The organism is Cobetia sp. Ld8 (assembly GCF_045066615.1).
Taxonomy (GTDB): domain Bacteria; phylum Pseudomonadota; class Gammaproteobacteria; order Pseudomonadales; family Halomonadaceae; genus Cobetia; species Cobetia amphilecti.
The window spans coordinates 129,033-148,578 of the sequence record NZ_JBISHF010000005.1; the positions used below are offsets into that span (position 1 = coordinate 129,033).

Consider the following 19,546-nt stretch of genomic DNA (forward strand, 5'->3'; position numbering starts at 1 on the left):
ATGCGCATCTACCTGGTAGCCGGCGAGCTCTCCGGTGACATCCTCGGTGCCAGCCTGATGCGCGCGCTCAAGGCGCGCTATCCCGATGTCGAGTTCCGTGGCATCGGCGGTCCGCGCATGCAGGCCGAGGGCTTCGACAGCCTCTATCCGCTGGAAACCCTGTCGGTGATGGGGCTGGTCGAGGTGCTCAAGCATCTGCCGGCGCTGATCAAGGTGCGTCGCCATCTGTTGCGCGACGCCCTTGAGTGGCAACCCGACGTGATGATCGGCATCGATGCCCCGGATTTCAATCTGGGGCTCGAGCTGCGCCTGCGCAAGCAGGGCATCACCACTGCACACTACGTCAGTCCCTCGGTGTGGGCCTGGCGTCAGGGGCGCGTGAAGACCATTCGCCGCGCCGTCGATCGCATGCTCACCTTCCTGCCCTTCGAGGCCGCCTTCTATCGTGAGCATCAGGTACCGGTGACCTTCGTCGGCCATCCGCTGGCCGATGAGTTGCCGCTCGAGGATGATCGCGCTGCTGCCCGTGGGCAGTTGGGGATCGACCCGGAAGTGCAGCTGCTGGCGGTGTTGCCGGGCTCCCGCGCCAACGAGATCCGCTTTCTCGGCGAGACCTTCCTGGCCGCCATCGAGCGTCTCTGTCAGCGTTACCCCGGCCTTGAGGTGGTGATCCCGGCGGCCACACCGCTGCGGCGCACCGAGCTCGAGTCCCTGATGGCGGAGCGCGAAGGGCTGGATCGCAGTCGCATCCATCTGGTGGATGGCCAATCGCGTGAAGCGATGACCGCTGCCGATGCCGTGCTGCTGGCTTCCGGCACGGCGGCGCTCGAATGTCTGCTCTGTCATCGCCCGATGGTGGTGGCCTATCGCATGGCGCCGATGACGCATCGCATCGCGCGGCATATGGTCAAGACCGAGTGGATTTCCCTGCCCAATCTGATCGCCCGCGAGACGCTGGTGCCGGAGCTGATCCAGGACGCCGCCACGCCGGAGTCCATCGAGGAAAGCCTTGCGCCATTGCTGTCGCGTGCCGCCGGTGACGTCGCCCGCCAACGAGAACTGCGTGAGCGTTTCACCGCCATGCATCGTGAACTGACCTGTGATGCCAGCGCCGCGGCCGCCATCGCCATCGGTGAACTGGCCGGACGCTGATCCCGCGTGTCGCCGCCAGACATTGCGCTACCCTTGATTGAATCACCTCGACAGGCAGATCGCATTGGCGCTCTGCCTGTTGTCTTACGCCTCGAGATATCATGACCGACTCTGCCGACAGCCACGCCACTACGTCTTCTGCGCGCAAGCGTAAACCCGCCGATGATTTTCCGCCGCTGGTGATTCCCTATCAGGGGCAGTTGCTGGCCGGTATCGATGAGGTCGGGCGTGGGCCGCTGGTCGGCCCGGTGGTGGCGGCAGCGGTGATTCTTGACCCGAATGACCCCATCGAGGGCATCACCGACTCCAAGAAGCTCAGCGAGAAGAAGCGTCTGGCCCTCTACGAGCAGATTCGGGCCCGTGCCTGGGCGTGGGCGATCGCCGAGGCCACCAGTGACGAGATCGATGAGCTGAACATCTATCAGGCCACGCACCTGGCCATGCGGCGCGCCATCGATGCACTGGGCGTGCGCCCGGAATACCTGCTGGTGGATGGCAACCGCCTGCCGGGACACGAGATTCCCGGCATGGCGGTGGTGAAGGGCGACCTGCGCCACGCTGCCATCGGCGCGGCCTCGATTCTGGCCAAGGTGCATCGTGACGCCCAGATGGCGGCGCTGGATTCACACTTCCCCGCCTATGGCTTCGCGCGTCACAAGGGCTACCCGACCCGCGAGCATCAGGCCGCCATCGAGGAACATGGCATCCTCACCCTGCATCGCAAGAGCTTCGGACCGGTCAAGCGACTGTTCATGTCGGGGCACGTGCCACAGGCCGTGCCGCCGGACGCGCTGATCGCGCTTCCGGCCCCGCAGACAGAGCCGAGTGCGACAAGCGAGACGAACCAGCAGCCCACGGAAAAAAAGCCGCCAGCCGTGGTCTGACTGATGCCAGTGAGACCACGGCATCCCCGTCAGTCGAGCCTGCCCGGGCGGATGCTGCGCCTTCAGATGCTATGCCTTCAGACGATGGCGCTGACAGGCTATCCTTGAAGCCCGAGCCCGAGCCCGAGCCCGAGCCCGAGCCCGAGCCCGAGCCCGAGCCTTCAGCCTCGCAGCTGCCGGCACCCACAGCGACGACAGCACCAGCCGCAACCGAATCCTTCACCGTCACGCCGACTTCACGAGCCGATTCCATGACCACGCCCTTTGTTCACCTGCGCGTTCACACCGAGTTCTCCCTCGTCGATGGTCTGCCCGGCGTCAAGCCGCTGATCAAGGCGACCGCCGCGGCGGGCCAGCCGGCTGTCGCGGTGACTGACGAGGCCAACCTGTTCGGGCTGGTCAAGTTCTACTCCAATGCGCGCGCTGCCGGCATCAAGCCGATCATCGGGGCTGACATGTGGCTGATCAATCCCCAGGATGCCACGCGCCCGTATCGCCTCACGCTGCTGGCGATGAACGACACCGGCTATCGCAACCTCACCGAGCTGATCTCGCGCGGCTGGACCGATGGCCAGAAGCAGGACCGCGCCTACCTCGAGAAACAGTGGATCTTCGAGCAGGCCGAGGGGCTGATCGTGCTGTCCGGTGGCCGTGAAGGCGAGATCGGCCGTCATCTGCTGTCGGACCACGAAGACAGCGCCCGGGCGCTGCTCGGTGAATGGAAGGCGGTGTTCGGGGATCGCTTCTATCTGGAGCTGACCCGCACCCAGCGTCAATACGAGGAAGAGTGCCTGCACCTGTCGGTGGCGCTGGCCGAGGCCACCGATACGCCGGTGGTCGCCACCAATGATGTGCGCTTCCTCAAGCGCGAGGACTACTGGGCCCACGAGACGCGCGTCTCCATCGGTGAAGGCAAGGCGCTGGATGACCCGCGGCGCGAGACCCGCTACAGCGATGAGCAGTACCTGAAGAGCGCCGAGGAGATGAGCGAGCTGTTCTCCGACATTCCCGAGGCGCTCGAGAACAGTGTGCTGATCGCGGCGCGCTGCTCGGTGACCGTGCAGCTGGGCACCTACTTCCTGCCCGAGTTCCCGGTGCCGGAAGGCATGACGATGGACCAGTTCTTCCGCAAGGTCTCGCATGATGGCCTGACGGAGCGCCTCGACAAGCTGTATCCCCATGCCAGGCATCCGCGCGACAGCGAGGCCTGGGCCGAGATCGAGCAGCGCTACCGCACGCGGCTGAATTTCGAGCTCGACATCATCCTGCAGATGGGCTTCCCCGGTTACTTCCTGATCGTCATGGACTTCATCCAGTGGGGCAAGGACAACGGCGTGCCGGTCGGACCGGGGCGTGGTTCCGGTGCCGGCTCGCTGGTGGCCTACGCCCAGAAGATCACCGATCTGGACCCGCTGGAATATGACCTGCTGTTCGAGCGCTTCCTGAACCCGGAACGTGTCTCCATGCCCGACTTTGACGTCGATTTCTGCATGGAGAAGCGTGACCGCGTGATCGATTACGTGGCCGAGCGCTACGGGCGCAACGCGGTCTCGCAGATCGTCACCTTCGGCACCATGGCCGCCAAGGCCGTGGTGCGTGACGTGGCGCGTGCCCAGGGCAAGCCCTATTCGCTGGGTGACAAGCTCTCCAAGCTGATTCCCTTCGAGGTCGGCATCACGCTCGAGAAGGCGATTGAGCAGGAGCCGCAGCTCAAGGAATTCATCGACAACGACGAGGAAGCCCAGGAAATCTGGGAGATGGCGCTCAAGCTCGAGGGCACCACGCGCGGCACCGGCAAGCACGCCGGGGGCGTCGTGATCGCGCCGACCAAGCTGACCGACTTCGCGCCGCTGCTGTGTGATGAAGACGGCAGCGGTCTGGTGGTCCAGTTCGACAAGAACGACGTCGAGGAGGCCGGGCTGGTCAAGTTCGACTTCCTGGGTCTGCGCACCCTGACCATCATCGACTGGGCGACCGAGATGGTCGACAAGATCCGTGAGCGGGAAGGGCTGGCGCCGCTGGATATCGATGACATCCCGCTGGATGACGCCAAGACCTTCGACATGCTGCAGAAGGCGGAGACGACGGCCGTCTTCCAGCTGGAATCCCGCGGCATGAAGGAGCTGATCAAGAAGCTCAAGCCCGACTGCCTGGAAGACATGATCGCCCTGGTGGCCCTGTTCCGTCCCGGCCCGCTGCAGTCCGGCATGGTGGATGACTTCATCAACCGCAAGCACGGCCGTTCCGAAGTGTCTTATCCACACCCGGATTACCAGCATGAGCTGCTCAAGCCGGTACTGGAGCCGACCTACGGCATCATCCTGTACCAGGAGCAGGTCATGCAGATCGCGCAGGTGCTGGCCGGCTATACGCTGGGTCAGGCCGACATGCTGCGCCGCGCGATGGGCAAGAAGAAGCCGGAAGAGATGGCCAAGCAGCGCGCCGGCTTCATGGAAGGCTGTGCGGGCAAGGGCATCGACAAGGACCTGGCCGGCAACATCTTCGACCTGGTGGAGAAATTCGCCGGTTACGGCTTCAACAAGTCGCACTCGGCGGCCTATGGTCTCGTCTCCTACCAGACCGGCTGGCTGAAGGCGCACTATCCGGGGCCGTTCATGGCCGCGGTGATCTCGACCGAGATGCAGACCATCGAGAAGGTGGTGCCGCTGATCGAGGAGTGCCGTCATATCGGTCTGACGGTCACGCCGCCGGATGTGAACATCGGCGGCTACAAGTTCACCGTCGACCTGGAAGGGCGCGTCGTCTACGGCCTGGGCGCCATCCGTGGCGTCGGCGAGGGCCCGATCGATGCCATCGTCAGCGCGCGCGCCGAGGGTGGCCCGTTCAGCGACATCTTCGATTTCTGCAAGCGCATCGACGCCAAGAAGATCAACAAGCGCACCCTGGAAGCGCTGATCCGCTCCGGCGCGCTGGACAACATCGGCCCGTCGCGTGCGGTGCTGATGCTGGCGGTGGAAGATGCGCTCAAGGCCGCCTCCCAGAACCACGCCAACAACGATGTCGGCATCACTGACATGTTCGGCGACGCCTTCAGCGAGCCGGAAACCGATGTCTACGCCGGTTATCGCAAGGCGCGCGAGTGGACCGACAAGGAGCGCCTCACCGGCGAGAAGGACACGCTGGGGCTCTATCTGACCGGCCATCCCATCGATGAGTACGAGGGGGAGCTCAAGCGCTTCATCAATGCGCGCATCAGTGACCTCAAGCCGTCGCGTGAGCCGCAGCGCATCGCCGGGCTGGTGATCGCCATGCGCACCATGAAGTCCAAGCGGGGCGACACCATGGCCTTCGTGACCCTGGATGACCGCACCGGGCGCATCGAGGCCTCGATGTTCGGTGAGCTCTATGATCAGGTGCGCAACAAGCTGGTGCCTGACAGCGTGGTGATCGTCGAGGGCGAGGTCAGCCAGGATGACTATTCCGGTGGCCTGCGTCTGCGCGGCAAGGACGTCACGCCGATCATCGATGCGCGGGCGCGCTTCGGTGAGGCGGTCGAGATGAGTATCGCCGCCGAGGACATCGGCGGTCGCTTCACCCAGCAGCTGACCACCTTGCTGACGCCACACCTGGCCAGTGAAGGCCTGCCGATGCGCCTGCGTTATCGCAACGCCGCGGCGGAGGCCTGGCTGGAGCTGGGCGAGCAATGGCGCGTTGCGCCCAGTGATGAGTTGTTGATCCAGCTGGGTGAGGTGGAAGGCCAGCGCGGTGTGCGCCTCAAGTACCGTGACTGAGGTGCTGGCCGACAGGATGGTGCCTGCCTCGCCAAGCGGCGGGGCAGGCGCAGCACCGAGATGAACGGCGTGGGCGCAGAGTTAATCCACGCCTAACAGGCGGGCAAGGTTTGCACCTGTCGAACAGGGTGCGATAATGCCTGTCCATCTTTTCCGTACCCAATTCCATGCCGACTGTGACCGCCGCGAGCCACAGATCGCCTGAGCGTGTGCTCAGGGGGAGTGACCCGGCCGACTCGCTTTCCTGGCTGCCCGAGACGACGAACGAAACGCCTTATGAATCCCAATTATCTGGACTTTGAACAGCCGATCGCCGAGCTGCAGGCCAAGATCGAGGAACTCCGTCTGGTCGGTAACGACTCCCAGGTCAACCTGTCTGACGAGATCGCTCGCCTACAGGAAAAGAGCACCAAGCTCACCGAGTCCATCTTCAAGGACCTCGGCGCCTGGCAGGTATCTCAGCTGGCACGTCACCCGCAGCGCCCGTATACCCTCGACTATCTCGAGAACCTGTTCACGGACTTCGATGAGCTGCACGGCGACCGTCACTACGCGGACGACGAAGCGCTGGTCGGCGGTATCGCGCGTCTCGACGACAAGCCGGTGATGGTGATCGGTCACCAGAAAGGCCGCGACGTGAAGGAAAAGGTGCGTCGCAACTTCGGCATGCCGCGTCCGGAAGGCTACCGCAAGGCCTGCCGCCTGATGGAGATGGCCGAGCGTTTCAAGATGCCGATCCTGACCTTCATCGACACGCCGGGTGCCTATCCGGGCATCGGTGCCGAGGAGCGTGGTCAGTCCGAGGCCATCGCCTACAACCTGGCGGTGATGTCTCGCCTGAAGACGCCGATCATCTCCACCGTCATCGGTGAGGGTGGTTCCGGCGGCGCACTGGCCATCGGCGTATGTGACGAGCTGAACATGCTGCAGTACTCCACCTACTCGGTGATCTCGCCGGAAGGTTGCGCCTCCATCCTGTGGAAGAGCGCCGAACGTGCCGCCGATGCCGCTGATGCGATGGGCATCACTGCCTCGCGCCTCAAGGAGCTGGGCTTCGTCGACAACCTGATCAAGGAGCCGCTGGGTGGCGCACACCGCAACCCGCAGTCCGCTGCCGACAGCATCAAGGCCGCGCTGGGCGAAGGTCTGGAGCGTCTTGGCGCCCTGGATACCGATGCCCTGCTGGAGCGTCGTTACCAGCGCCTGATGAGCTACGGCGCCCCGGCATGATCCCGGTCCCTCTCGCGTGATGCGCGATCGGCTCATGCCCGTGTGACCAGGACGCCTCCGGATTCTTCCGGGGGCGTTCTTGCGTTCAGGGTCGGCGTTTTCTCCTCCACTTCCTTTTCTCCACCACTTCCTTGATCCGCTTCGCGACAGGAGCCCGACATGTCTCTGTCCCCCTCACTGGATTCGCTGTGCCTGCGTGCTCAACCGCTGAGCGAGATGGCGGAGTCGCGGGCATTCGTCGCCGTGCGCGAGGCGCTCGAGGCCAGCGATGCCAGGCGCACGGTGTGGATCGCGCTCTCGGGCGGGCTGGATTCGGTAATGCTGGCGCGGCTGGCGGCACGCGCGGTCAAGGACTGCCCGCGTCGACTGCGGCTGGTGCACGTGCATCACGGCCTGCAGGCGGCCAACGATGATTTCGAGCAGCTGGCGAGCAGGCTGGCCTCGCGTCTTGGGCTGCCGCTGAGCGTGCGTCATCTGACACTGGCGGAGACAGCGCTCAAGTCGCGAGGGCTGGAGGCGGCAGCGCGCGAAGGGCGGCTGGCGGCACTGAGCGCCTGTCTGATGGCGGGGGATAGCCTGTGGCTGGCGCAGCATCAGGATGATCAGGCCGAGACGCTGTTGCTCAACGCGCTGCGTGGCAGTGGCGGGCGCGGGCTGGCGGCCATGCCGCCTGAGCGGGCGCTGGCCGTGGACGAGGCGTCCCCGGGGCAAGACCAGCTCGCCCATGGGCGGGCACGACTACTCCGGCCGCTATTGGGCATCCCGCGCCATGAAATCCTGACATTGGCGAGCCAGCAGGGCTTGCAGGCCGGGCGCGACTGGTGCGAAGACCCCAGCAATGTCGATCAGCAGTTTGATCGCAACTACCTGCGCCACAGTGTCGTGCCGCTGCTGCAGGCGCGCTGGCCGCAGGCCGTGGCCAGCCTGGCGCGTTCGGCGCAGCAGTTGCAGGAAGAGCAGTCACTGCTTGATGAGCTGGCGGCCGAGCTGTTGGCGAAGGTTCAGGTGTCAGGCGCGGAGCGCGAAGCTCAAGGACATGAGCAGGGACTTGATCAGGGCCTGGATCAGGGGCGGGCGCACGAGACGCAGCTGTCACTGGCGGAGTTGGCAGGCTTGAGTGAGTCACGTCAGCGGCTGGTCCTGCGCCATCTATGCCAGTCGCGTGGCTGGCCGGTACCGCCGCGGGGGCGCTTGATGAGCCTGCAGCAGTTGATCGCCACGCCGCCCGACTCGGTGGCCGAGGTGCACTGGGCCAACGCCGAATATGCCGTCAGCGTGCGCGCGTGGCGCGGCCAGTTGTGGTGGCAGGTGTCAGATACCGTTATTGAGCAGGGTGTGCGTCATCGACAAGGCAATACCGGCTACGCGAGAAGTGGTCGCCAACCCGGTGAGACGCTTTCCTCTGAGTGGGATGCTGAGGCGCGCAAGGCATGGCGGGCGCTGGGGAGGGGGGAAGAGCATGTTGCCTTCACATCGCGTCAGCCGGGAGATGTACTGCGAGTGGCAGGGCGGGGGCGGCGCGATCTCAAGCGTTTGCTGCAGGAAGCCGACATCCCGCCGTGGCAGCGTGACCAGTTGCGTGTGGCACGCATGCACGACGGGACAATCGCGGGGCTGTGGCATCCCTCGCGGGGCTGGTGGCTACTGGCCGCACTCACACAGCAGTGAGGCCAGCGGGCGGTCTCGCCGATGTCTTGCGCAGTGCTCGCTCAGGCATCGGCCAGTGTCAGCGTCATGCCGGCAGCTTTCTGCAACTCGCTTTCTTGGCTGAGGTCATCGTTGATCAGGCTGTGATCGCGATATTCCTCGGTCAGATTGAGCGTCAGGTCGTCGCCTTCGGCGCTGAGATGCATGCCGAGCACCGGTGCTTCCGAGCGTGAATGGTTGAGCATCACCGCCATGCGCAGCAAGCGTGCCAGACGCGCCAGACGTGGTTGCTGCGGCTCCGGCAGCGCCGCCAGCTCGTTCTTGGGGAACTTGCGACGGTGGGCGCGGACCAGGAAGGCCAGCGCACGCTGTTCCGGACGCGAGAAGCCGAGCAGGTCGGAATGCTCGAGCAGGTAGGCGCCATGGCGATGGAACTGGCTGTGGGAAATCGCCTGGCCGACTTCGTGGAGGTCAGCGGCCCAGCTCAGCAGCTGACGTGACGTCGCCCCCAGCGCCCAGTCGCCGGCGACCTGATCGAACAGCTGCAGGGCGGTGTCGCGCACATTGCTGGCGTGGCGGGTATCGATGCCGTAACGACGCTGCAGCGACTCGATGGCCGACAGACGTGAATCCTCCGGCGTGTTGCGCCCGATCAGATCGAACAGTACGCCTTCACGCAGCGCGCCGTCGGAGTAGCGCATCTGCTCCAGTCCCAGTGCCTCGAAGACACCGCACAGGATGGCGATGCCCGCCGGGAAGACGGTGGCGCGATCGCTCTTCAGGCCCGGCAGGCTGACCTTGTCGAGGCGCTTGAACTCCAGCAGTGCCGCGCGCAGCTTGTGCAGCCCTTCACGTGTGACCACGCCATGTGGGGCCCAGCCGTGCGCTTCCAGCACGTTGGCGGCGGCCTTGATGGTGCCGGAGGAGCCGACCGGGTCATCCCAGCCCATCTCGCGATAGGTGCGCTGGATGCTGGCCAGTTCCGAGCGTGCGGCCAGCTCGGCGCGGCGCATGCGCTTCTCGCTGATCTCGCCGTCCTGGAAGAAGGCCTTGGTATAGGCGACGCAGCCCATGTGCAGGCTTTCCAGCAGCTGGGGCTCGAACTGCTCACCGATGATGAACTCGGTGGAACCGCCGCCGATATCGACGATCAGGCGCTTGCCGTGCACATCGGCCAGTGCATGCGCCGCGCCCAGATAGATCAGGCGGGCTTCTTCGCGCCCGGCGATGATCTCGATGGGATGCCCCAGCAGGGCCTCGGCACGCTCGATCAGTTCTTCACTGTTATGCGCGGCGCGCAGGGCGTTGGTGCCCACGACCCGCAGATGGTCGGCCTCGATGCCATCGATGAAGGGCGCGAACTGGGCGAGGCAGTTGAGGGCGCGCTCCATGGCTTCCTCGCTGAGCATGCCGTCTTCGTCCAGCCCTGCCGCCAGCTGGACCTTCTCACCCTGCTTGGCCACGACCTGCAATTGCCCCGCCTGATGGTTGGCCAGCAGCAGGTGGAAGCTGTTGGAACCCAGATCGATGGCGGCCAGCTTCAGCAGCGGGGCCTCATTGCCGGCGCTGCCTTCATCAGAGGCGGTGGGTTGCGGCTGCTGGGAGGGTGCTGATTCACTCAAGGGCGGAGTCCTTTACGGCGGGTCATTCATGGCAGGCATCATGCACTGCCTCCTTCACGCCAACTCCTGCGACGGCTTCCTTGCATAGCGACCATGGCGCAATGAAGTTGTCGTGAGCGTGGGCGGCCACCGGGCGCGAGCCTGCTGCGGGAAGATGACGCTGGCAGCAGGTCGCGGCGGCGACTCTCGCAAGATTGCGGCGACTGGCCAGAGGTGTCAAACCGGTGGCACACACGGCGCCATCACCACGAGGGGCTGGCGGCACATTCAGCGCATGGGGCATGCTATTCTAGCGGCGTGATATGACAGAACGACGAAGTCGCGGGTCATCATCACGCTCAATGAGTCGCAAGCCATCACGCAGCACAATCAGCAAGACCAACCGGGTCTGGGAGATAACGTCGCGATGAGCGAACGTGTGGTACCGATTGCAGAAAGGGACTTCGAATCCGTGGTGCTGGAGAGCGAGCATCCAGTGCTGGTGGATTTCTGGGCTTCCTGGTGCGGGCCGTGCAAGAGCGTGGCGCCGACGCTGGAATCCCTGGCCGAGGAATACGAAGGGCAGCTCAAGATCGTCAAGGTCGATGTCGATGAAGCCCCTGAACTCGCCGCCCGCTTCGGCGTGCGCGGTGTGCCGACATTGATGCTGTTTGTGGGCGGCAATGTCGAAGCCAGCAAGGTGGGCGCCATGCCGCGCGCGCAGCTGGCAGCCTTTCTGGATGCCAATCTGTGAGACGGGCCTTGCCGCCGTCGGGTGCCTTGAGACGCCAGTGAAAGCGCCATGTCAGCGGCGGCTATCGCAGCGCTGGCTGGCCGGTGGTGAGCGCTTCAGGCAGCGCCGGGTGCGCCACCAGGCCGCCGGGGCTTGCGTTCAGGGGCCGGCTTGACTACCATCGAGGCGTTCGCCTGATTACACGCTCTCTGATTGCGTCATGTCGACCGTCCCACGGTCCCCCAGTTGTCAGCCAGCCCTCTGGTAATGCTGCCCGCGACACGCCGGCCAGCCACCAGGCGATTCATACCGCTAGATTCCATATCGAGAAGACTTTTCTGTCAGGAAGCATGACGCTCCGTGTCCCTTCGACCGGTCCGTCGTCGCTGGACATCCGTAGCTCGACACTCCGTTGCTGAATTCGTTGTTCGGCCGTGGTGAGTGATCTTTCCTGAACTTTTGGCACCTGTCTTCATCCAGCTCAGGCGCTTGCCTCCGGGAATGCTGTCGAGTTCTGTCTGCACCTTTGCAGTGCCGGTCCTTGCCTTCTGCCCGTCTTCTCGATTCCCTTCTTATCTATCAGCCCTGCTGACCTGAGCCACGTTCAAACAAAGCCGATGAATCTTACCCAACTCAAGCAAAATACTGTCCCCGAACTGCTGGAACTTGCCCAGACGATGGGCATCGATAATCTGGCACGTTCGCGCAAGCAGGACATCATCTTCGCCATCCTCAAGAAGCACGCGAAAAGCGGTGAGGACATCTACGGCGACGGCGTTCTGGAAATCCTGCAGGACGGCTTCGGCTTCCTTCGCAGTGCAGACTCTTCCTACCTCGCGGGTCCTGATGACATCTACGTTTCACCGTCCCAGATCCGTCGCTTCAACCTGCGCAAGGGCGACACCATCTCCGGCAAGATTCGTCCGCCGAAGGAAGGGGAGCGTTACTTCGCGCTGCTCAAGGTCAATCAGATCAACTTTGACCGCCCCGAGAATGCCAAGCACAAGATCCTGTTCGAGAACCTGACGCCGCTGTTCCCGCAGTCGCGCCTGCTGATGGAAATCGGCAACGGTTCCACCGAAGACATCACCTCGCGCATCCTTGATCTGACCGCGCCGATCGGCAAGGGCCAGCGTGGCCTGATCGTCTCGCCGCCCAAGGCGGGCAAGACGATGATGCTGCAGAACATCGCCGCCTCCATCACGCGCAACAATCCCGAATGTCACCTCATCGTGCTGCTGATCGATGAGCGTCCCGAGGAAGTCACCGAGATGTCGCGCACCGTGCGTGGCGAAGTCGTGGCCTCCACCTTCGATGAGCCGCCGGCCCGTCACGTCCAGGTCGCCGAGATGGTGATCGAGAAGGCCAAGCGTCTGGTCGAGCACAAGAAGGATGTCGTCATCCTGCTCGATTCCGTGACCCGTCTGGCGCGTGCCTACAACACCGTGGTGCCGTCTTCCGGCAAGGTGCTGACCGGTGGTGTCGACGCTCACGCGCTCGAGAAGCCGAAGCGCTTCTTCGGTGCCGCGCGTAACATCGAAGAAGGCGGCAGCCTGACCATCCTCGCCACGGCGCTGGTCGATACCGGTTCCAAGATGGACGAAGTCATCTTCGAGGAATTCAAGGGCACCGGTAACATGGAAGCTCACCTCGACCGCAAGCTGGCCGAGCGTCGTGTCTTCCCGGCCCTCAACATCCGTCGCTCCGGCACGCGTCGTGAAGACCTGATCGCGTCCGAGGATGAAATGCAGCGCATGTGGATCCTGCGCAAGCTGCTCAACCCGATGGAAGACGTGGCAGCCACCGAGTTCCTGATCGATCGCCTGAAAGATACCAAGACCAATCTCGAGTTCTTCGAGGCCATGAAGCGCCGCTGATCGACACTGGCCCAGCCGGCTGGCTGGCCATGCTCTCGACAGGTGCTTGCCATGTGCTTGCCAGGACGCCCACTTCCCGCTCGGGAAGTGGGCGTCCTGCGTTGCTGACCTGCCGAGTGCCGGCTGGCAATGGTATGCTCGGGACTTGATCAAGCCGAGCGGAAACTCCCATGCAGTATCGAGACTTACGCGATTTCATCGCGGCGCTGGAAGAGAAGGGCGAACTCAAGCGCATTCGTGCCGAGGTGGACCCCTATCTGGAGATGACCGAGATCTGCGATCGCACCCTGAAGGCGGGTGGTCCGGCGTTGCTGTTCGAGAACGTCAAGGGCCACAGCATGCCGGTACTGGGCAATCTGTTCGGCACGCCGCGGCGCGTGGCGCTGGGCATGGGCCAGGAATCCGTCGAGGCGCTGCGCGAAGTCGGCGAGCTGCTGGCTTTCCTCAAGGAGCCGGAGCCGCCCAAGGGCTTCCGGGATGCCTGGGACAAGCTGCCGATCTTCAAGCAGGTGATGAGCATGGGGCCGAAGAAGGTCAAGCGTGCGCCCTGTCAGGAGATCGTGCTGGAAGGGGAGGATGTCGATCTCGACATGATTCCGATCCAGCACTGCTGGCCCGGAGATGCCGCGCCGCTGGTGACCTGGCCGCTGGTGATCACCCGTGGTCCGCACAAGGAGCGCCAGAACCTCGGCATCTATCGTCAGCAGAAGCTCGGCAAGAATCGCCTGATCATGCGCTGGCTGGCACACCGTGGCGGCGCACTGGACTTCCGCGAGTGGCAGAAGGCCCATCCGGGCGAGCCCTTCCCGGTCGCGGTGGCACTGGGTGCCGATCCGGCCACCATCCTCGGCGCTGTCACGCCGGTACCGGATTCACTCTCCGAGTATGCCTTTGCCGGTCTGCTGCGCGGCTCGCGCACCGAGCTGGTCAAATGCGGCCTGTCGGATCTCGAAGTCCCGGCCAGCGCCGAGATCATCCTGGAAGGCTATCTGTATCCGGATGACGTGGCGCCGGAAGGCCCCTACGGCGATCACACCGGCTATTACAACGAGGTGGAGACCTTCCCCGTCTTCACCATCGAGCGCATCACCCATCGGCGCGACCCGATCTATCACTCCACCTATACCGGGCGTCCGCCGGATGAGCCGGCAATTCTCGGTCTGGCGCTCAATGAAGTCTTCGTGCCGATTCTGCGCAAGCAGTTCCCGGAGATCGTCGACTTCTATCTGCCGCCGGAAGGCTGCTCCTACCGCATGGCGGTGGTGACGATGAAGAAGCAGTACCCCGGTCACGCCAAGCGCGTGATGATGGGGGTCTGGAGCTTCCTGCGTCAGTTCATGTACACCAAGTTCGTGATCGTGCTGGATGATGATGTCGATGCCCGCAAGTGGGAAGATGTCATCTGGGCCATCACCACGCGCATGGACCCGAGCCGTGATACCGTTCTGGTCGACAATACGCCGATCGATTATCTGGACTTCGCCTCGCCAACGGCGGGTCTTGGCTCCAAGATGGGCATGGACGCGACCAACAAGTGGCCCGGTGAGACGGACCGCGAGTGGGGCGAGCCCATCGTGATGAGCGAAGAGATCACATCCCGTGTCGATGAACGCTGGGACAGTCTGGGCATTCTGGACTGATTCCGCGACAGACCATCAACACCCATGCATTTACCCTGTCGTTGCGCGGCGCGCTGGCGGCAGGCATCAGATAACAAGAGGATACGATGACGGCGCGGACCCTGACCTGTCATGTCGAGAGTGTGGAAGATCTGACCCCGGACGTGTTTCGTGTGCGCTTCGCCGCACGTCCCGAGGCCCTGGCGCATGCGCCGGGCCAGTATCTCGAGATGAAGCTCGATGACACCACCTGGGTACCGTTCTCCATCGCCAATGCCGCCAGTGATGATGGCGTGCTCGAACTGCATATCCAGCATTGGCCGGAGCGCAGCAATTCCGCGCGTCTGCGCAGCCTGCTGGTCGCGGCCAATCAACTTGAGCTGCGTCTGCCCAGTGGCGAGTGCGTGCTGGACCTCGACGACCCCAGCCCCATCGTGCTGATCTGTGCCGGCACCGGGTTCTCGCAGATGCACGCCATGCTGCAGGCGGCGTTTGCGCGTGGCCTGACCCAGCCCATCGAGCTGTGGTGGGCGGCGCGCGAGCGGCGTGATCTGTACCTGGAGAGCGCGGCGCTCAACTGGGCCGCCAGTCAGCCCAACTTCCGTTATTTCCCGGTGCTGGAAGAAGCGCCGGAAGTCGGTGATGCCCACCATCGCGCGCTGGAAGCGGCCGGTGTCGAGGCCGCTTTCAATGGCCATCTGGGGCGTATCGATGAGGCACTGCGCAAGCACGCGGGCAGCATGGCGGGCAAGCGCGTCTATCTGTCCGGTTCGCCGGGCATGGTCTATGCCTGTGTCGATGCGCTGACGCCATTGGGTGTCGAGGCCAGCGCGCTGAGCTCCGATGTGTTCAGCTATGCGCCACGCGAGCCGCTGCTGGACCCGGCGCTGGTCTCCGCCTGAAGCAGCCTGACATTGCTTGAAGCTGCCTGACATTGCCTGAAGGAGTCGAGTGAATGAGTCAGTCCCCGATACTGATCACCGGTGGCGCCCAGCGTCTGGGGCGCTATTGTGCCGAGCGACTGATCGATGATGGTCATCCGGTCATCATCAGCTATCGACGCGAGCGGGAAGAGCTCGACGCCTTGCGCGCGCTGGGCATTCGCACCGTGCAGGCGGATTTCTCCAGCGAGGCAGGCATCCAGGCCTTCATCGCGGCGATTCGTGAGCTGACTCCGACATTGCGGGCCATCGTGCACAATGCCGGCGACTGGGCGCCGGATGGCGACGGCGAGGGGCGGGGCGAGCTGTTCGAGCATCTGTTCCGTGTCCACATGCAGGCGCCGTACCTGATCAATCTGGCGCTGCGCGATCTGCTGGAAGCCGGAGTCGAGACGCAGGCGGACATCGTCCACATGAGTGACTTCGTGGTCCAGAAGGGCTCGCGCAAGCATGCGGCCTACGCGGCCAGCAAGGCGGGACTCGAGAACCTGACCTTGTCGTTCGCGTCGATGTTCGCGCCACGCATCCAGGTCAACACCATCGCGCCAGCGCTGATCATGCTGCGCCCGGACGATGATGATGACTATGCCGAGCGTGCGCGCGCCAAGTCGTTGATGCAGCAGGTGCCGGGGCCCGGCGTCATCTGGCAGGCACTGCGCTATCTGCTGGATAGTCCCTATGTCACGGGCACGACCCTGCCAGTGGATGGTGGCCGCCACCTGCGCTGATAGCTTGGGTCAGCGGGTCTTTCGGTTATCGTTCCTGATATTCCCGACACGACATGCGCCACATGAGCACTGCACAAAAAAGCCCCCGCTGAGAAGCGGGGGGCTTTTTTCGTTGGCGCGACATTCTGCACTAGCGAAGCGCTTACAGGATGTGGCGGCCTTCGACCGGCGTCAGCTGACCCTTCTTGAGGGTCGGGCCCATCTGGTTGCCGGAGGGGGCGCCCTGCGGGTTTTCCAGCGTGATCACCAGATCGCTGTCGGGGAAGGCGGCCAGATACTCCTTGGGCACCTCGACCTTCATGGTGCCGGAGTGCGGCAGGATGCCCAGTGACATCGGCTCCTTGCCATCCTTGGCCATCAGCCACAGCTCGCAGACCTTGCCGGGGGCCGGTGCTTCGGGCCTGACGGCCTGCACCATCATCTCGCCCGAATGGGAGGCGTTGACGATCCAGCCGGGGCTGCTGTCAGAGTTGTGGACCACGAACACGTAGTCGCTCTCCATGCCCGCGTTGTGCCCCAGGCTGAAGGTCAGGGTGACTGCCAGCGCCAGGCTGAACGCCGTGGCGGTCATGCCCTGCCACAGACCCAGGCGACGCCACCAGGGCTGCCGGGCGGTGCCCGTCGCCTCGGCGATGCCTTGCCAGACATGGGCCGGTGGCGTGACGGGGGGAAGCTGTTCATTGAACACGTTGAGATGCTCGCGCCAGCGCTCCACATCACGTTGCAGGTCGTGGCTGACGGCCAGCAGTGACTCGAATGCCGCGCGCTCGTCGCGTGTCAATGTGCCGAGCGCATATTCGCCCGCTGCGGCTTCGCGCAGTTCCGGGTCGCTCAGATCAAATGACTCATGCATGTCTTCAACCTCTCGAGTCCACGACGGACCCAGCTCTTGACGGTGCCCAAGGGCTGGTCCAGTTGATTGGCCAGATCCTGGTGGGTGAGGCCTTCGAAGTAGGCCAGTTCCAGGGCGCGGCGTTGATCGTCATTCAGCTCGGCCAGGCACTGGTGGAGTTCACCACTGTGCTGGGCCAGGTCGACATCTGCCTCGATATCACTCCGCCCCGGCATGGCGGCGATCAATTCATCGCTGTCATGCTCGCTGGGTCGCTGTCGACGTATCCAGTCGATGGCGATGTTGCGGGTCATGGTGCCGAGCCAGGTCATCGGGCGGGCGCGGCCGGCGTCATACTGAGCGGCGGCGGCCCATACCCGGATGTAGACCTGCTGAAGACAATCCTGCGCGGATGCCTCATGTCTCAAGATACGCAGCAACTGAGCGTATAGATGCGCACTGGTCGCTCGATAGAGCTGATCCAGTGCCTTGGCATCCTGCCGGGCGCATCCCGACAGATACTCAATCAGTGCATCATTTCGGGAATCCTGCATGCATGCATTCCAAGCTGTGGGCGCGGTGTCAGGCACCGCTGGACGAATGCGTGTTGCCGATCATGTTGCTCGACAACCAAAGATTATACTGATGCCACTTCAGGCTGATAGCCCTTCTTTATGCGTGCGGGCAACGGTTTGTTGCCGGTTCACGCTTGCGCAGGACGATCTGGAGTGCAAGGATAGGCCTATCACCATTTTCATCGTCACTACTGGATACCGGCCCGACCCATGAATCAGACCACCAGCCACCGCCCGTTCACTGTCGCTGCCTGCCCTTCGGGCCAGGTCGTGACGGCGGCGTGTGCGGCCGGCTATTGGTATTGGTTTACACAGGGGCGTGCCTGAGGTTACGGCGCGCCTGTCTCGTACGGGCTGCCACCACCTTGAAGAACCCCCGGTCGCAGCCACGGCCGGGGGTTCTTGCGTTTCGGGCCTTGCGAAATCCATGACGAGAGGCATGTCACCCTAACGTGCCGACAATGATTGCAGCATGAATGACGAGAGGAATGACCATGCGCACCACTATCCTGACTACCCGCTTTTCTCTTGCCTCCGCTCGGGTCGTGCATGGTTATTGGCGCTGGCGATTTAGCGGCGTCCTGCCTCTTTCCGCTGTCACCGCGGGGCAGGGCGAGCAACACCGGGGTGACGATTCGCGAAGTCCCTGTCTGTCAGAATGAATATTGCGTGATGGAGCAGAGGCTTCATCACAGGAGAGAAGACCATGAACGCCAGCCTTGAACGCGTGTTGACCGCCAACCCGCACACTGCCGACGCCACTTTTGACCCCTTGACTGCCGAGAACGCCACCGTGACCCGCTCTGATGCCGCCCAGACATTGACCACACCCGGACGCATCAGTCGTGAAGCCCTGCCCAGCGCCAGCGAAGTGCGCGAGCAGCTGCCGGTGGACGCCGCCCTGGCCGGCCAGATTCGCCAGCATCGCGATGAGATCAACGCCATTCTCGCCGGCGACGATGATCGTCTGCTGGTGGTGGTCGGGCCGTGCTCCATCCATGATCTCAAGGCCGCGCGCGAGTACGCCCAGCGCCTGGCGGTGATCGAGCCGCAGGTACGTGATCGCCTCAAGCTGGTGATGCGTGTCTATGTCGAGAAGCCGCGCACCACGGTGGGCTGGAAGGGGCTGGCCTATGATCCGCATCTGGATGGCAGCGATGACATGGCTACCGGCCTGCGTCAGGCACGCGAGCTGATGCGCGAGATCAACCAGCTGGGCCTTCCGGTGGCGACGGAGCTGCTGCAGCCGCTGACCGCCGCCTACCTGGAAGACCTGCTCGGCTGGGCGGCCATCGGCGCCCGCACCACCGAGTCGCAGATCCATCGCGAGATGGCCTCCGGCCTCGGCTGTGCAGTGGGCTTCAAGAACGGCACTGATGGAGGCGTCGAGGTCGCCGTGCAGGCCATCGGGGCGGCGGCGCATGGGCATCGCCACTTCGGCATGGATGACAGCGGACGTCCGGCGCTGATCGAGACCGCGGGCAACCCGCATACCCATGTGGTGCTGCGCGGCGGCCATGGCCAGCCCAACTATGACGCCGCCTCGGTGGCCGCCTGCCGGCGTGAGCTGGAAGGCGCTGGCCTGACGCCGCGCCTGATGGTCGATTGCAGCCACGCCAATTCCCGCAAGGACCACCGCCGCCAGAGCGAAGTGATGCTGGATGTGCTCTCTCAGCGCCTGGCGGGGGATGATGCCTTGATCGGCGTGATGCTCGAGAGCCACCTCAATGAAGGCAAGCAGACCTTGCCGGCAGCGGAGAAGCTCTCCCAGCTGCGTCATGGCGTGTCCGTCACCGATGCATGCCTTGGCTGGGAAACCACCGAGCACCTGCTGAGCCTGGCTGCCGAGCGCCTGCGCGAGGCCTGAGATCAAACGCCAGACTCGCGCCTCGATGGAAGGATGGCGTCGCGCTTGCCTGATGTTTGCTGAATTTGTCGGCTTGTCCTGAAGTCCCCAGCGCCCAACGGTCGAAAG

General features: G+C 63.9%; 13 protein-coding genes and 1 pseudogene. 11 read left to right on the forward strand and 3 right to left on the reverse strand.

Annotated features, from left to right (window positions below):
* The 5 genes and pseudogenes from lpxB to tilS all read left to right on the forward strand — a co-directional run bounded on the left by lpxB (nucleotide 1) and on the right by tilS (nucleotide 8,686).
* On the forward strand, nucleotides 1-1,152 hold the full coding sequence (lpxB, locus tag ACJJV2_RS01180; protein WP_107335918.1) for a lipid-A-disaccharide synthase: 1,152 nt from the start codon (nucleotides 1-3) through the stop codon (nucleotides 1,150-1,152).
* Between the two features lie 101 nt (nucleotides 1,153-1,253).
* Nucleotides 1,254-1,898, forward strand: a pseudogene (rnhB, locus tag ACJJV2_RS01185) (ribonuclease HII); the annotation flags it as partial.
* Between the two features lie 389 nt (nucleotides 1,899-2,287).
* Nucleotides 2,288-5,788, forward strand: a complete 3,501-nt coding sequence (gene dnaE / locus ACJJV2_RS01190) for a DNA polymerase III subunit alpha (RefSeq protein WP_405277777.1) — start codon at nucleotides 2,288-2,290, stop codon at nucleotides 5,786-5,788.
* A 276-nt stretch (nucleotides 5,789-6,064) separates the two neighbouring features.
* On the forward strand, nucleotides 6,065-7,018 hold the full coding sequence (accA, locus tag ACJJV2_RS01195; protein WP_043333001.1) for an acetyl-CoA carboxylase carboxyl transferase subunit alpha: 954 nt from the start codon (nucleotides 6,065-6,067) through the stop codon (nucleotides 7,016-7,018).
* Between the two features lie 159 nt (nucleotides 7,019-7,177).
* Nucleotides 7,178-8,686, forward strand: coding sequence for a tRNA lysidine(34) synthetase TilS (tilS, locus tag ACJJV2_RS01200; protein ID WP_405277780.1), 1,509 nt, complete (start codon nucleotides 7,178-7,180; stop codon nucleotides 8,684-8,686).
* 41 nt (nucleotides 8,687-8,727) lie between these two features.
* On the opposite strand, the gene ppx is transcribed toward tilS, so the two are convergent.
* On the reverse strand, nucleotides 8,728-10,287 hold the full coding sequence (gene ppx / locus ACJJV2_RS01205) for an exopolyphosphatase (RefSeq protein WP_405277782.1): 1,560 nt from the start codon (nucleotides 10,285-10,287) through the stop codon (nucleotides 8,728-8,730).
* Nucleotides 10,288-10,693: 406 nt separating this feature from the next.
* Between ppx and trxA the strand changes: the two genes are divergently transcribed.
* The 5 genes from trxA (at nucleotide 10,694) to folM (ending at nucleotide 16,164) form a co-directional block, all read left to right on the forward strand.
* A complete protein-coding gene (gene trxA, locus ACJJV2_RS01210) occupies nucleotides 10,694-11,020 on the forward strand; it encodes a thioredoxin (protein ID WP_043332999.1) in 327 nt (108 codons plus the stop codon).
* A gap of 596 nt (nucleotides 11,021-11,616) precedes the next feature.
* Entirely contained in the window at nucleotides 11,617-12,876 is a 1,260-nt protein-coding gene (gene rho, locus ACJJV2_RS01215; RefSeq protein WP_043332997.1) for a transcription termination factor Rho, read from the forward strand.
* A gap of 170 nt (nucleotides 12,877-13,046) precedes the next feature.
* Nucleotides 13,047-14,516, forward strand: a complete 1,470-nt coding sequence (gene ubiD, locus ACJJV2_RS01220; protein ID WP_175089660.1) for a 4-hydroxy-3-polyprenylbenzoate decarboxylase — start codon at nucleotides 13,047-13,049, stop codon at nucleotides 14,514-14,516.
* A gap of 86 nt (nucleotides 14,517-14,602) precedes the next feature.
* On the forward strand, nucleotides 14,603-15,397 hold the full coding sequence (locus ACJJV2_RS01225; RefSeq protein WP_043332993.1) for an FAD-binding oxidoreductase: 795 nt from the start codon (nucleotides 14,603-14,605) through the stop codon (nucleotides 15,395-15,397).
* 53 nt (nucleotides 15,398-15,450) lie between these two features.
* Nucleotides 15,451-16,164 (forward strand): dihydromonapterin reductase, encoded by a 714-nt coding sequence (gene folM / locus ACJJV2_RS01230; RefSeq protein ID WP_405277785.1) that lies wholly within the window; start codon nucleotides 15,451-15,453, stop codon nucleotides 16,162-16,164.
* A 142-nt stretch (nucleotides 16,165-16,306) separates the two neighbouring features.
* Here the strand turns inward: folM and ACJJV2_RS01235 are convergent, their stop codons facing one another.
* Both ACJJV2_RS01235 and ACJJV2_RS01240 read right to left on the reverse strand, forming a co-directional pair.
* Complete coding sequence (locus ACJJV2_RS01235; RefSeq protein ID WP_405277787.1) at nucleotides 16,307-17,017, reverse strand: anti-sigma factor domain-containing protein; 711 nt, start codon at nucleotides 17,015-17,017, stop codon at nucleotides 16,307-16,309.
* Complete coding sequence (locus ACJJV2_RS01240) at nucleotides 16,996-17,550, reverse strand: sigma-70 family RNA polymerase sigma factor (RefSeq protein WP_043332989.1); 555 nt, start codon at nucleotides 17,548-17,550, stop codon at nucleotides 16,996-16,998. Before ACJJV2_RS01240 ends, ACJJV2_RS01235 begins: the two co-directional genes overlap by 22 nt.
* A 727-nt stretch (nucleotides 17,551-18,277) precedes the next feature.
* On the opposite strand from ACJJV2_RS01240, the gene ACJJV2_RS01245 reads away from it, so the two are divergent.
* Nucleotides 18,278-19,438 (forward strand): 3-deoxy-7-phosphoheptulonate synthase, encoded by a 1,161-nt coding sequence (locus ACJJV2_RS01245; RefSeq protein ID WP_405277790.1) that lies wholly within the window; start codon nucleotides 18,278-18,280, stop codon nucleotides 19,436-19,438.
* The last annotated feature ends 108 nt before the right edge of the window (nucleotides 19,439-19,546 follow it).